The following is a 13,458-nucleotide window of genomic DNA, read 5'->3' as shown; positions in this document are numbered from 1 at the left end:
CGTCTTGAGACTAGCTGGCGCGGATCAATCGTCGCTGATGACGATGTTGGGCATCGCCGTCTGCCCGGTCAGCGCGATGCGCGCGCCGACGCAGCGGGCGACGTGCTGGTAGAGCATGGCGATCTGGCTCTCCGGGTCGGCCACGGTGGTCGGCTTGCCGCCATCGGATTGCAGGCGGATCGCCATGGACAGCGGCATCGAGGCGAGCAATTCGACGTCGTACTGCGCGGCGAGCTTCTCGCCGCCGCCTTCGCCGAACAGGTGCTCGGCATGCCCGCAGTTGGAGCAGATGTGCACGGCCATGTTCTCCACCACGCCGAGCACCGGGATGTTGACCTTGCGGAACATCTCCACGCCCTTGCGCGCATCCAGCAGGGCCAGGTCCTGCGGCGTGGTGACGATCACCGCGCCGGCCACCGGCACCTTCTGGGCCAGGGTCAGGTGGATGTCGCCAGTGCCCGGCGGCATGTCGATCACCAGGTAGTCGAGGTTGTCCCAGGCGCTCTGGGTGATCAGCTGGATCAGCGCGCCGGACACCATCGGCCCGCGCCACACCACCGGCGTGTCATCGTCGGTGAGGAAGGCCATCGACATCACCTGCACGCCGTGCGCCTCGATGGGCACGAAGAACTTCTGCTCGCGGATCTTCGGCCGCGTGCCTTCGGCGATGCCGAACATGATGCCCTGGCTGGGGCCGTAGATATCCGCGTCGAGAATGCCCACCCGCGCACCTTCGCGGGCCAGCGCCAGCGCCAGGTTGGCGGCGGTGGTCGACTTGCCGACGCCGCCCTTGCCGGAGGCCACGGCGATGATGTTCTTCACGTTGGCCAGCGCCGGAACCTGCTCCTGCGCCTTATGCGATTCGATCACGCAATCCACCTGGACCTGCACGCTGTCCACGCCCTCGAGGTTCTCCAGGGCCATCTGCAGGGTCTGCGCCCAGCCGCTCCCGAACAGGCCGGCGGCGTAGCCCAGTTGCAGGCGCACGCGGACCTTGCCGCCCTGGATGTCGACCTCGCGCAGGCAGCCGGCGCTGACCGGGTCCTGGTCGAGATGGGGATCGGTGAACTGGCGCAGCGTGGCTTCCACCTGGGCGCGGGTAACGGTCATGACGAACTCCGGGAAAAGGCTGAGCGAAACAGGCGGCTATCGTAGCAGCCCGAAGCGACCGCGGGCGCCGGGGATGCAGTCCGGCCCGTGCGGATGAAAAAAAACCGCCGCGCCTATATAGTTGCCGACTTCCCTCGATTACCCCGTGCAGCCGATCAACATGTCCGAAGCCCGCCAGATCCTCGTCACCAGCGCCCTGCCCTACGCCAACGGCTCGATCCATCTCGGCCACATGGTGGAATACATCCAGACCGACATCTGGGTGCGCTTCCAGAAGATGAGCGGCAACCAGTGCATCTACGTCTGCGCCTCCGACGCTCACGGCTCCGCGATCATGCTGCGTGCGGACAAGGAAGGCATCAGCCCCGAGCAGTTGATCGAGAACGTGCGCCGGGAACACAGCACCGACTTCGCCGACTTCGGCGTGGCCTTCGACAACTTCCACTCGACCCATTCGGAAGAGAACCGCGTGCTCTCCGAGTCGATCTACCTGAAGCTGCGCGACGCCGGGCACATCGCCACGCGCTCGGTGACCCAGTATTTCGACCCGGAAAAAGGCATGTTCCTGGCCGACCGCTTCATCAAGGGCACCTGCCCGAAATGCGCCAGCCCCGACCAGTACGGCGACAACTGCGAGAAATGCGGCGCCACCTACGCGCCCACCGAACTCAAGGACCCGCGCTCGGCGATTTCCGGCGCGGTGCCGGTGCTCAAGGACTCCAAGCACTTCTTCTTCAAGCTGCCGGACTTCGACGCGATGCTCAAAGGCTGGACCCGCAGCGGCGCGCTGCAGGAGTCGGTGGCCAACAAGATCGCCGAATGGCTGGACGCCGGCCTGCAGGAATGGGACATCTCCCGCGACGCGCCCTACTTCGGCTTCGAGATTCCCGATGAGCCGGGCAAGTTCTTCTACGTCTGGCTGGATGCGCCGATCGGCTACATGGCCAGCTTCAAGAACCTCTGCGAGCGCACCCCGGAGCTGGACTTCGACGCCTTCTGGAACAAGGATTCGAGCGCCGAGGTGTACCACTTCATCGGCAAGGACATCGTCAACTTCCACGCGCTGTTCTGGCCGGCGATGCTCGAGGGCGCCGGCTACCGCAAGCCGACCGCGCTCAACGTGCACGGCTTCCTCACCGTGGACGGGCAGAAGATGTCGAAGTCGCGCGGCACCTTCATCAAGGCGCGCACCTACCTCGACCACCTGAACCCGGAATACCTGCGCTACTACTTCGCGAGCAAACTCAGCCGCGGCGTGGACGACCTCGACCTGAACCTTGAGGACTTCGTGCAGAAGGTCAACTCGGACCTGGTCGGCAAGGTGGTCAACATCGCCAGCCGCTGCGCCGGTTTCATCCACAAGGGCAACGCCGGCCTGCTGGTGCAGGGCGATGCCGCGCCGGAACTGACCGAGGCCTTCCGCGCCGCCGCGCCGAGCATCGCCGAAGCCTATGAAACCCGCGACTTTGCCCGCGCCATGCGCGAAATCATGGCGCTGGCCGACCGCGCCAACGCCTGGATCGCCGACAAGGCGCCCTGGGCGCTGGCCAAGCAGGACGGCAAGCAGGCCGAGGTGCAGGAAATCTGCGCGCTGGGCGTCAACCTGTTCCGCCAGTTGGTGATCTTCCTCAAGCCGGTGTTGCCGTCCCTGGCCGCCGCCGCCGAGCAGTTCCTCAACGTCGCGCCGCTGCGCTGGGACGACCACCGCAACCTCCTGGCCAACCACCAGTTGAACGCCTTCACCCCGCTGCTGACGCGCATCGAGCCGGCGAAGATCGAAGCCATGATCGCCTCTTCGAAGGAAGACCTGGCCGCCGCCGAAGCGCCTGCCGCGACGACGGGCAACGGTGAACTGGTAAAAGACCCGCTGGCCGCCGAGATCGCCTTCGACGCCTTCGCCGCCGTCGACCTGCGCATCGCGCTGATCGAGAAATGCGAGTTCGTCGAAGGCGCCGACAAGCTGCTGCGCCTGACCCTGGACATCGGCGACGCCAAGCGCAACGTGTTCTCCGGGATCAAGAGCGCTTACCCGGACCCGAGCAAGCTGGAAGGTCGCCTGACCCTGTACGTCGCCAACCTGGCCGCGCGCAAGATGAAGTTCGGCGTCTCCGAAGGCATGGTCCTGGCGGCCGGCCCCGGCGGCGAGGAGATCTACCTGCTCAGCCCGGACAGCGGCGCCAAGCCGGGCCAGCGGGTGAAGTGACGCGCGAAGCCGCCTGAGTCCGGTCGACGCTTCGGGGGGATGACGACGCCTTCATCGACACCGCCTGGTGGATCGGTGAAGCGTGATCCACCCTACGATTCCCGGTAGGCCCGTAGGGTGGATGACGCTCCTTTCATCCACCGCTGGCCACACGGCGGATCGACGAAGCGCGTTCCACTCTACGATTCCGCCCGGAGCGCGCCGTAACCCACCGCTCCACCGCCCGAAAAAACCGATGCCTATGCTCGCTCTGCTGCCCACCCTGCTCTGCACCGCCCTGGTCGACCTGCTGTCGCGCAGCGACCGGGCGCCGGCGCTCGGCCCGGCGACGGCGTTGCTGGTGGTCCTCGCCACGCCACTCGGCTGGGCGCTGGCGCATCTGCCGGAAGGACTGCAACACCTTCGCCTCATGGCGTTGCTGGCCGCGCTGCTGCCACTCGCCCTGCTCGCGCTGAAGCTCATCGCCAGGCGCTACCCAACGGCGCCGGGCCTCCTGCCTGCGCTGCTGGCCAACGGCGCGGCCATCGCCAGCGTGCTGATGTTCGACGCGGCGCAGCGCGAATGGCTGCCGAGCCTGGGCCTCGGCGTGCTCGCCGGCCTGGGCTTCTGGCTGATCCTGCGCCTGCTCGGCGACCTGCTGGCGCGGGCGGAAAACGCCAATGTACCGGCGCCGCTGCGGGGCGCGCCGCTGGCGCTGATCGGCTCCGGGTTGATGGGCCTGGTGCTGCTCGGGGTGGTCGGGCGATGAGCAACGCGCTGCGGATAAAGGCGATCGACGCCCTGCTGCCACAGACCCAGTGCGGCAAGTGCGGTCATCCCGGCTGCAAGCCCTACGCCGAAGGCATCGCCGCCGGCGAGGCGATCAACAAATGCCCGCCGGGCGGCCAGGCCACCGTGGAGGCGCTGGCCGAGCTGCTGCAGCGCCCGACCCTGCCGCTGGCGGAAACCCCGGTGCCGGCGCAGATCGCCTTCATCCGCGAAGCCGAATGCATCGGCTGCACCAAGTGCATTCAGGCCTGCCCGCTGGATGCCATCAGCGGCGCGGCCAAGCTGATGCACACGGTGATCGCCGCCGAATGCAGCGGCTGCGAACTCTGCGTCGCGCCCTGTCCGGTGGACTGCATCGACATCCTGCCGCTGGCCGATGCCGCCGCGCAGGCCCAGCGCGCCCGCGCCGACCAGTTCCGCCGGCGCTTCGAGGCACGCAATGCACGCCTGGCCCGCGACGACGCCCGTCGCCAGGCCGAACGCCAGTCGCGGGCACGGCCGCCCGCCACCTCCAACGACGCGCCGGTGCAATCGGCCATCGAACGGGTTCGCGCGCAACAGGCGGCGGCAGCACCGGCGAACGACCGACAGAAGCGCCTGAAGATCGAGGCGAGCATGGCCCGCGTCGCCCTGGGCAAAGCCGAAAAGCAGCTCGCCGCGCGCGGCACGCCGGAATTGCAGGCACAGGTCGCCGAATTGCGCGCCGCCGCCGAAGCCGCACAGGCTGCGCTGGTGGCTGCCGAAGCGCCGCCTGGCGCCTCGGCGGCCGGCGTCGGCGACGACCGCGAAGCCCTGCTGAAGAAAGCCAAGATCGCCGCCGCGATGAGCCGCGCCCAGTTGAGCAAGGCGCAGAAGGCCTTCGGCGTGGCGCCGACCGCCGGGCAACAGACGCAACTGGCCGAGCTGCGGGCTGCCGCCAGTCAGGCACAGGCGCGTCTGGACGCCTGCCAGGCGACGACCGAGGCACCCCTCACGCCCGGCGAACAGGCGCTCAAGCAGGCGAAGATCGCCTACCGCAGCGCCCGCGACGCCGTGCGTGAGGCCGAGGAAAAAGGCGCAGCGGAGCCCCTTCGCCAGGCGTTGCTGGCCTCCCTGAGCGCCGCCGAGCAGGCACTCCACGCCGCCGAAGCCGCCTGCGGAAAACCGGCGCCGGAACTGCTGCGCACGGAGAAACGCCCGATCGATCCGGCGTTGCGCGCGTTGAAGACCGAGCTGGCCTACGCCCGCGCCGAGGTCAGCAAACTGCAGCGTCGCGTGCCACTGGACGAGGCGGCGCTGGAGCGGGCGCGGACGCGCCTGGCGGCGGCCGAGCGCCAGGTAGACGCGCATGCCGGTGACTGATCCGCTCGGCGCGACGCTGCCGGAGCCGGCCGCCTTCGACGTGGCGCGCAGCATGCGCCTGGTGTTGCTGGCCTGCCTGCCCGGCGCGCTGACGCTGCTCTGGCTCTTCGGCTGGGGCGTGCTGCTGCAGCTGTCGATCGCCACGGCCAGCGCGCTGGCCTGCGAAGCGCTGGTCCGCCGCCTGCGCCACCAGCCACCGCCGCGTGCCGAGGAGACGCTGTTCGGCATCGCCCCGCTGGCCGAGGGCGGCGCGCTGGTCACCGCGGTGCTGCTCGGCCTGGCACTGCCGGCGTCGGCGCCCTGGTGGCTGACGGCAAGCGCCAGCGCCTTCGCCATCCTCTTCGGCAAATCGCTGTGGGGGGGCTTCGGCCACAACCCGCTGAACCCGGCGATGCTCGGCTACGCCTTCGCCCTCGTGGCCTTCCCGGCACCGATGAGCCAGTGGCCGCAGCCGGGCGACTGGAACGGGCTGTCGCTGATGCAGGTGTTCGGCGCCATGCCGGCGGACGGCTGGAGCGGCGCCACGCTGCTCGACACCCTCAGGCACAACGACCGCCTGACCCAGGCCGAGCTTTTCGCCACGCATCCCGCATTCGGTGGCTTCGGCGGACGAGGCGCGGAAGTGCCGAACCTGGCGTTCCTGCTCGGCGGGCTGCTGCTCGTGCAGCGCAGGGTGATCGCCTGGCGGGTGCCGGCCGGTGTGCTCGGCGCGCTGTTCGTCAGTGCCATGCTGTGCTGGAACGGCACCGGCTCGGATTCCAACGGCTCGCCGCTGCTGCATCTGTTCAGCGGGGCGAGCATGCTCGGCGCCTTCTTCATCGCCACCGAGCCGGTCTCGGGTGCGCGCAGCCCGCGCGGCCATTGGGCGTTCGGCATCGGCGTCGGGCTGCTCACCTACGCCCTGCGCACCTGGGGCAACTCCCCGGACGGCATGGCCTTCGCCGTGCTGGCGATGAACCTGGCGGTGCCGATGCTGGAGCGCCTGCCCGGCCGGAGCGCGCCGCGATGAGCGCCCGTCGCTGGCTGCCGGCGCTGGCCGTCGCGCTGCTCGGCGTAACGCTCACCAGCGTGCTGCACGGCACGCTGGCGGCCCGCACAGAGGCCGAACGGCAGGCGTCCGGAGAGCGCCAGCTGCTCGACCTGCTGCCTGCGCGCAGCCATGACAACGCGCCACTGCGGCAGCCGCTGACCCTGCCCGGCCAGGCCGCGCCCGCCTATCGCGCGACCCTCGCCGGGCGCGTGACCGCCGTGTTGCTGACGCTCGACACCCAGGGCTACGAGGGCCCTATCCGCTTGTTGGTGGCGATCGACCCGGACGGTCGGCTGATCGGCAGCAAGGTGCTGGCGCAGCGGGAAACCCCCGGCCTTGGCGACGCGGTGGCGCGGCCGGAGTGGCTGGCGCAGTTCGCCGGGAAAACGCTGGCGCAGCGCTGGCAGTGGCGGCGCGACGGCGGCGACTTCGACCAGATGAGCGGCGCCACCCTCAGCTCGCACGCGGTACTGCTCGGCGTGCAGCAGGCGCTGCGGGTGTTCGCCGCGAACCGCGAGCGTCTGCTGGAGCGGGGGCCATGAGGCGGATGCTGTTCGCCTTGCTGCCGCTGGTGGGTGCAGCGGATTCGCTGGTGAAAGGCGTCGGCATCGCCGCGCAGGGCGTGCTGGCGGTCGGCGCATTCGTCCTGCTGCTGCCGCTGCTGCGCCGCCACGCGCAGGGCTCCGCCTACTGGCTGGCCGCGCTGCTGATGGCGGCCGGCCTGTGCAGCATCGCGGAACTGCTTGGCGGGGCGTTCTTCCATGACCTGCAGAACGCCCTGCAACCCTGGACCGCGCTGCTCGCCGTGCCCTGCCTGCTGCTCGCCGCGCAGACCGAGGACGCCGCCGGCGACGGCCTGCTAGGGGTCCTCGCCTTCACCGCCACGGCGCTGGCGCTCGGCGGGCTGCGCGAGATCCTCGGCTCCGGCACTTTGCTGGCGGACGCCGAATGGCTGTTCGGCCCGCTCGCGGCCGAGTGGGTGCTGCACGTCACGTCCAGGCCGGCGACGCTCTTTGCGCTGGCGCCCGGTGGCCTTATCCTGCTCGGCCTCCTGCTGGCGCTGCGCCGCCGGCTTCGTCCCTACCGCGAAAGAACATGAACGCCGCCAAACGCCTGGAAATCTTCCGTCGCCTGCACGAGGACAACCCCAACCCCGTCACCGAGCTGGCCTACAGCTCGCCGTTCGAGCTGCTCATCGCGGTGATCCTTTCCGCGCAGGCCACCGACGTCGGGGTGAACAAGGCCACCGCCAGGCTCTTTCCGGTGGCCAATACGCCGCAAGCGATCTACGCGCTTGGCGTCGCCGGGCTGTCCGAGTACATCAAGACCATCGGCCTGTACAACGCCAAGGCGAAGAACGTCATCGAGACCTGCCGCCTGCTGGTGGAGAAACACGGCGGCCAGGTGCCGGAGAATCGCGAGGATCTCGAGGCGCTGCCCGGCGTCGGCCGCAAGACCGCCAACGTGGTGCTCAACACCGCGTTTCGCCAGCCGACCATGGCGGTGGACACGCACATCTTCCGTGTCGCCAACCGCACCCACATCGCGCCGGGCAAGAACGTGCTGGAGGTGGAACGCAAACTGGTCAAGTTCGTGCCCCGGGACTACCTGCTGGACGCCCACCACTGGCTGATCCTGCACGGCCGCTACGTGTGCAAGGCGCGCAAACCGCAGTGCGGCAGTTGCCGGATCGAAGACCTCTGCGAGTACAAGCACAAGACCTCGGACGATTGAGGCGTTTAGGCAAAACCTCGCACGTCGATTGAAAAAATCTTTTTTACCCGCTCAGTCTTTGCCGCTATAAGGTGCGCCAATAGCACCCTCAGCCTGGAGCGACAGGTATGACCGACAAAGCCGAAATCGAACTCGAAGATGATCTCGCGGTGGAAGACGCCGATGGCGACGACGATACCGCGACCCCGGCGGAGGTCGCCAAGACCAACCTGACCAAGCGCCGCATCATCGACAACTACCTGGAAGAACGTCGCCTACAGCGGCAGCTGTCGGACTACGATTTCGACCTGTAAACCGCGCCTGGCAAACGAAGCCGCCCGCTGGCCACAGCGCGCGGTTTTTTTTCGCCCGCGAAAAATCCGGCTTTTGTTTTGAGCATAAAAAAACCGGCCAGGGGAATGGCCGGTCAAGTTGCCCGGGAGCCAACCAGGGCAAGGAGCGGGGGAGCGACAGCGATCAGGCGACCAGGGCCAACTTCGCCTTGGCCTGGGTCACGGCTTTTTCCAGCGATTCGGCGCCCAGGTTGAGACCTTCGGCGTGGATGAACTCGACGTCATGGATGCCGATGAAACCCAGCACCTGGCGCAGATAGGGCTCCTGGTGATCCAGGCTGCCGCCGGCGTAGATACCGCCCCGGGCGGTCAGGACGAAGGCGCGCTTGCCGGTGAGCAGGCCTTGCGGGCCGGTTTCGGTGTACTTGAAGGTGACGCCGGCACGCAGCACGTGGTCCAGCCAGGACTTCAGGGTGCTGGGGATGGCGAAGTTGTACATCGGCGCGGCGAGCACCAGCACGTCGGCGGCGAGCAGTTCCTCGGTGAGCAGGTTGGAGCGCGCCAGGGCGTTCTTCTCCTGGTCGCTGTGCTGGTCGGCCGGTTTCATCCAGCCACCCAGCAGGTTGGCGTCCAGGTGCGGCACCTGCTCGACGGCAAGGTCGCGCACGCTGATTTCGTCGGACGGATGCGCCGCTTTCCACTGGGCGATGAACGCCTGGGTGAGCTGACGGGATACCGAGCCTTCCTGGCGGGCGCTGCTTTCGATGACCAGTACACGTGACATGAGTTTTTCTCCATCGGGAATGTGTGTTCGATGGAGCGAGATTAAGTATCTATATATCGATTAAAAAGCGAAAAAAATCACTTCAAATTATCGACTAAATCGATTTAACTTGAGTCATCACCCGTGGCGACGACGGCGCGGCCGCCGTCAGAGGCCGCAGGTCATCTGGATGCGCAGGCGGATGATGCTGCGGGCAAACTTCGCCGTGAGGTTGACCGTCTTGCCCGGTTCGATGCTGGCCTTGCGGGTGCGGGGAGCTTCGGGGCCATTGCGGAACACCAGCGTGCAGGTGGCCTCGGTGGCGCCCCTGTTGGTCAGGCTGATGGCGCCCATGTTGTAGTCGATGTCCTGAGTGCTGTAGGTGATTTCCGCGCCGTTGAGCTGCTTTTCGACTTCGATCGGATAGGCAGCCAGGCAGGAAAGCGGCATCAGCGCCGCCAGCGCGAAGAGCATTGTTTTCATTGTTGGTCTCCATCGGGGGCCGCCAGCTTAGGATAAGAGGAGCCGAGGATGAAAGCGCCCCGCGTCACACTGGATCAATGGCGAACCCTGCAGGCGGTGGTCGACCATGGCGGTTTCGCCCAGGCGGCTGAAATCCTGCACCGCTCGCAATCGTCGGTGAGCTACACCGTCGCGCGCATGCAGGAGCAACTGGGCGTGCCGCTGTTGCGCATCGACGGCCGCCGCGCGGTGCTCACCGAGGCCGGGGGCGTGCTCCTGCGCCGCTCGCGGCAACTGGTCAAACAGGCCAGCCAGCTCGAAGACCTGGCTCATCACATGGAACAGGGCTGGGAAGCCGAGGTTCGCCTGGTGGTGGATGCCGCCTACCCCACGGCGCGTCTGGTGCGTGCACTCACCGCGTTCATGCCGCAGAGCCGCGGCTGTCGCGTGCGGCTGCGCGAGGAGGTGCTCTCGGGGGTCGAGGAAGTGCTGCTCGAAGGCGTCGCCGACCTGGCCATCAGTGGGCTGATCATTCCCGGTTTCCTCGGCGCCGAGCTGAGCACGGTGGAATTCGTCGCCGTCGCCAGCCCGGACCACGCGCTGCACAAATTGCATCGGCAGGTGAACTTCCAAGACCTGGAAGCGCAGATGCAGGTGGTCACCCGCGACTCCGGCCGGCAGCAGCCACGCGACGTCGGCTGGCTCGGCGCCGAGCAGCGCTGGACCGTTGGCAGCCTGGCCACCGCCGCCACCTTCGTCAGCAACGGCCTGGGCTTCGCCTGGCTGCCGCGCCACATGATCGAGCGCGAATTGCGCGAGGGCCAGCTCAAGGCGCTGCCGCTGGACCAGGGCGGCAGCCGCAGCCCGCTGTTCTATCTCTACTCGAACAAGGACAAACCGCTGGGCCCGGCGACGCAGATCCTCATCGAGCTGATCAAGACCTTCGACGCTGCGCCGCTGGATGCCGCCTTCGCCGCGCCGCAATCGACCAACTGAACGCGCGGCGTGGAACGACCCTGGAGGACGCCGGTCCGAAGGTTCGAGCACGTCAGCGGGACCCTCGACGTTGTACGATGCGTGCCAGCGGCCCGACGCCCACCGGCGCAACCGCCACGCCCTGCCCAACAAGGACCTCGCAAAATGCTGAAAAAACTCGCCCTGGCCGCCTGCGCCCTGCTCTTCGCCCACAGCCTCCTGGCCGCGGAAAATCCGCGCGTGCAGTTGCTCACCAGCGCTGGTGAAATCGTCATCGAACTGCAGCCGGACGATGCGCCGATCAGCGTGAAGAACTTCCTCGACTACGTCGACAGCGGCTTCTACACCGATACCATCTTCCACCGCGTGATCCCCGGTTTCATGATCCAGGGCGGCGGCTTCGACGCGAAGATGAACGAGAAGCCCACCCGCGACCCGATCAAGAACGAGGCCGACAACGGCCTGCGCAATGTCCGTGGCACCCTGGCCATGGCCCGTACCCAGGCGGTCGATTCCGCCACCAGCCAGTTCTTCATCAACCAGAAGGACAATGCGATGCTCGACCATGGCGCGCGCGATTTCGGCTATGCGGTGTTCGGCCGCGTGGTACGCGGCATGGAAGTCGTCGACGCGATCGTCCAGGCACCGACCACCAGCCGCGGCATGTTCGACGACGTGCCCGCCAAACCGATCGTCATCCTCTCCGCCAAGCGCCTGTGACGCGGCCACGGCCTACCCGCGCCCGCGGGTAAGGCTGCGGTCGACGCGTCCGGTCGTGCTTCTGGGTCGTGGTGCGCGCGCCACGGCCCGCCAGATAAGGACGCCCCATGCTGTTCCGCCGCTTCGAAAACATGATCGACGCCTTCCAGGACGCTCCGAAAAACCCACCGCCCGACGGCATCCTGCGCTTCTACTTCTATTACATCCGCCAGGTCTGGCCGGTCTTCGCCGTGCTGATCGTGGTCGGCCTGGTCGTTGCCCTGATCGACGTCGCGCTGTTCAGCTTCCTCGGCCGCCTGGTGGATCTGGCGCAGGCGACGCCCAGCTCCGACTTCTTTCGCCAGCACGGCCCCGAGCTGCTGTGGATGGCCGTGGTGGCGGTGATCCTGCGGCCGCTGTTCAACGCCCTGCACGATCTGCTGGTGCACCAGACGCTGGCGCCGAGCATGACCAACATGATCCGCTGGCAGAACCACCGCCATGTGCTGCGCCAGAGCCTGAACTTCTTCCAGAGCGATTTCTCCGGGCGCATCGCCCAGCGCATCATGCAGACCGGCCCGGCCCTGCGCGATTCGGCGGTGCAGGTGGTGGACGCGCTCTGGCATGTGGTGATCTACGCCGGCAGCGCGCTATTCCTGTTCGCCGAGGCGGACTGGCGGCTGGTCATCCCGCTGGCCCTGTGGATCGTCTGCTACATCGCGGCGTTGCGTTACTTCGTACCGCGCATCAAGCGCCGCGCCACCGCCGCCTCGGCGGCACGCTCGAAGCTGATGGGCCGGGTGGTCGACGGCTACACCAACATCGCCACCCTCAAGCTGTTCGCCCACACCCAGGACGAGGAGCGCTACGCGCGCACCGCGATGGGCGAGGTGATCGAGCGTTTCCGCCAGCAGTCGCGCATGGTCAGCGCGATGGACATCTGCATCATCAGCATGAACGGCGTGCTGATCGCCGGCACCACCGGGCTCGCCCTGTGGCTGTGGAGCAACGGCCAGATCAGCGTAGGCGCCATCGCTCTGGCTACCGCGCTGGTCATCCGCATCAACAACATGGCCGGCTGGATCATGTGGGTGGTCAACGGCATCTTCGAGAACATCGGCATCGTCCAGGACGGCATGCACACCGTGGTGCAGCCGATCACCCTTACCGACCGCGACGATGCGCGCGTGCTGAAGGTGGAACACGGCCAGGTGCGCTTCGAGGACATCCACTTCCACTACGGAAAGCGCAGCGGAATCATCGCCGGGCTCGACCTGGAGGTCCGCGCCGGCGAGAAGATCGGCCTGGTCGGGCCGTCTGGCGCGGGCAAGTCGACCCTGGTCAACCTGCTCCTGCGCCTGTACGACCTGCAGAGCGGGCGCATCCTGATCGACGGACAGGACATCGCCACGCTGAGCCAGGAAAGCCTGCGCGCCAACATCGGCGTGGTCACCCAAGACACCTCGCTGCTGCACCGTTCGATCCGCGACAACCTGCTCTACGGCCGCCCCGGCGCCAGCGACGAGGAACTCTGGGAAGCGATTCGCAAGGCCCGCGCCGACGAGTTCATCCCCCAGCTTTCCGATGCCGAAGGCCGCACCGGGCTCGATGCCCACGTCGGCGAGCGCGGCGTGAAGCTCTCCGGCGGCCAGCGCCAGCGCATCGCCATTGCCCGCGTGCTGCTCAAGGATGCGCCGATCCTGATCATGGACGAGGCCACCTCGGCGCTGGACTCGGAAGTCGAGGCGGCGATCCAGGAAAGCCTGGAAACCCTGATGAGGGGCAAGACGGTGATCGCCATCGCCCACCGCCTGTCCACCATCGCCCGCCTGGATCGGCTGGTGGTGCTGGACAAGGGCAGGATCGTCGAGACCGGCAACCATGCCGAGCTGGTCGCCGCGGGCGGACTCTATGCACGCCTGTGGGCGCACCAGACCGGTGGCTTCGTCGGAATCGACTGAGGAATCGCCCCCGGCATCCAGCAGCGCAACCACGGCGCACTCCCACGGTGCGCGCGGCGCACCCTACGGCTGGAGGCCTCGACGTAGAGTGCGCCATGCGCACCTCAACCATGGCGCATTCCCACGGTGCGCGCGGCGCA

Annotated in this window: 14 protein-coding genes; 11 read left to right on the top strand and 3 right to left on the bottom strand. The window is 67.6% G+C overall.

The window, feature by feature from the left end; genetic code table 11:
• Positions 1-24 precede the first annotated feature (24 nt).
• The gene (apbC, locus tag QMX85_RS13065; protein ID WP_282341513.1) at positions 25-1,110 is read right to left on the bottom strand and encodes an iron-sulfur cluster carrier protein ApbC; all 1,086 of its coding nucleotides are present in this window, start codon (positions 1,108-1,110) and stop codon (positions 25-27) included.
• Positions 1,111-1,270: 160 nt separating this feature from the next.
• On the opposite strand from apbC, the gene metG reads away from it, so the two are divergent.
• From metG to QMX85_RS13025, 8 genes are all read left to right on the top strand, one after another.
• The gene (metG, locus tag QMX85_RS13060; protein ID WP_282341511.1) at positions 1,271-3,313 is read left to right on the top strand and encodes a methionine--tRNA ligase; all 2,043 of its coding nucleotides are present in this window, start codon (positions 1,271-1,273) and stop codon (positions 3,311-3,313) included.
• 235 nt (positions 3,314-3,548) lie between these two features.
• On the top strand, positions 3,549-4,061 hold the full coding sequence (locus QMX85_RS13055; protein ID WP_282341509.1) for an Rnf-Nqr domain containing protein: 513 nt from the start codon (positions 3,549-3,551) through the stop codon (positions 4,059-4,061).
• Positions 4,058-5,422, top strand: a complete 1,365-nt coding sequence (locus QMX85_RS13050) for an RnfABCDGE type electron transport complex subunit B (protein ID WP_282341507.1) — start codon at positions 4,058-4,060, stop codon at positions 5,420-5,422. Before QMX85_RS13055 ends, QMX85_RS13050 begins: the two co-directional genes overlap by 4 nt.
• The gene (locus QMX85_RS13045) at positions 5,409-6,431 is read left to right on the top strand and encodes an RnfABCDGE type electron transport complex subunit D (RefSeq protein WP_282341505.1); all 1,023 of its coding nucleotides are present in this window, start codon (positions 5,409-5,411) and stop codon (positions 6,429-6,431) included. The genes QMX85_RS13050 and QMX85_RS13045 overlap by 14 nt, the downstream gene beginning before the upstream one ends.
• On the top strand, positions 6,428-6,994 hold the full coding sequence (locus tag QMX85_RS13040; RefSeq protein ID WP_282341503.1) for an RnfABCDGE type electron transport complex subunit G: 567 nt from the start codon (positions 6,428-6,430) through the stop codon (positions 6,992-6,994). Before QMX85_RS13045 ends, QMX85_RS13040 begins: the two co-directional genes overlap by 4 nt.
• Positions 6,991-7,551 (top strand): Rnf-Nqr domain containing protein, encoded by a 561-nt coding sequence (locus tag QMX85_RS13035; protein WP_282341501.1) that lies wholly within the window; start codon positions 6,991-6,993, stop codon positions 7,549-7,551. The genes QMX85_RS13040 and QMX85_RS13035 overlap by 4 nt, the downstream gene beginning before the upstream one ends.
• Entirely contained in the window at positions 7,548-8,186 is a 639-nt protein-coding gene (nth, locus tag QMX85_RS13030) for an endonuclease III (protein WP_282341499.1), read from the top strand. Before QMX85_RS13035 ends, nth begins: the two co-directional genes overlap by 4 nt.
• 107 nt (positions 8,187-8,293) lie before the next feature.
• The gene (locus QMX85_RS13025; RefSeq protein ID WP_282341498.1) at positions 8,294-8,479 is read left to right on the top strand and encodes a hypothetical protein; all 186 of its coding nucleotides are present in this window, start codon (positions 8,294-8,296) and stop codon (positions 8,477-8,479) included.
• Positions 8,480-8,642: 163 nt separating this feature from the next.
• On the opposite strand, the gene QMX85_RS13020 is transcribed toward QMX85_RS13025, so the two are convergent.
• Positions 8,643-9,242, bottom strand: a complete 600-nt coding sequence (locus QMX85_RS13020; RefSeq protein ID WP_273232763.1) for an FMN-dependent NADH-azoreductase — start codon at positions 9,240-9,242, stop codon at positions 8,643-8,645.
• Positions 9,243-9,389: 147 nt separating this feature from the next.
• Positions 9,390-9,704: a 3-phosphoglycerate kinase gene (locus tag QMX85_RS13015; RefSeq protein WP_090228340.1), complete on the bottom strand. Its 315-nt coding sequence runs from the start codon at positions 9,702-9,704 to the stop codon at positions 9,390-9,392.
• 48 nt (positions 9,705-9,752) lie between these two features.
• Between QMX85_RS13015 and QMX85_RS13010 the strand changes: the two genes are divergently transcribed.
• From QMX85_RS13010 to QMX85_RS13000, 3 genes are all read left to right on the top strand, one after another.
• Positions 9,753-10,679 (top strand): LysR family transcriptional regulator, encoded by a 927-nt coding sequence (locus QMX85_RS13010; RefSeq protein WP_090228342.1) that lies wholly within the window; start codon positions 9,753-9,755, stop codon positions 10,677-10,679.
• 144 nt (positions 10,680-10,823) lie between these two features.
• Positions 10,824-11,378, top strand: coding sequence for a peptidylprolyl isomerase (locus QMX85_RS13005; protein WP_090228345.1), 555 nt, complete (start codon positions 10,824-10,826; stop codon positions 11,376-11,378).
• Between the two features lie 107 nt (positions 11,379-11,485).
• Positions 11,486-13,318, top strand: a complete 1,833-nt coding sequence (locus QMX85_RS13000) for an ABC transporter ATP-binding protein (protein ID WP_282341487.1) — start codon at positions 11,486-11,488, stop codon at positions 13,316-13,318.
• Positions 13,319-13,458 lie beyond the last annotated feature (140 nt).

The sequence above is a fragment of the Pseudomonas sp. PS02288 genome (assembly GCF_029959715.1).
In the GTDB taxonomy this organism is placed as follows: Bacteria; Pseudomonadota; Gammaproteobacteria; order Pseudomonadales; family Pseudomonadaceae; genus Pseudomonas_O; species Pseudomonas_O kuykendallii.
This window is presented reverse-complemented; position numbering and strand designations above follow the sequence as displayed.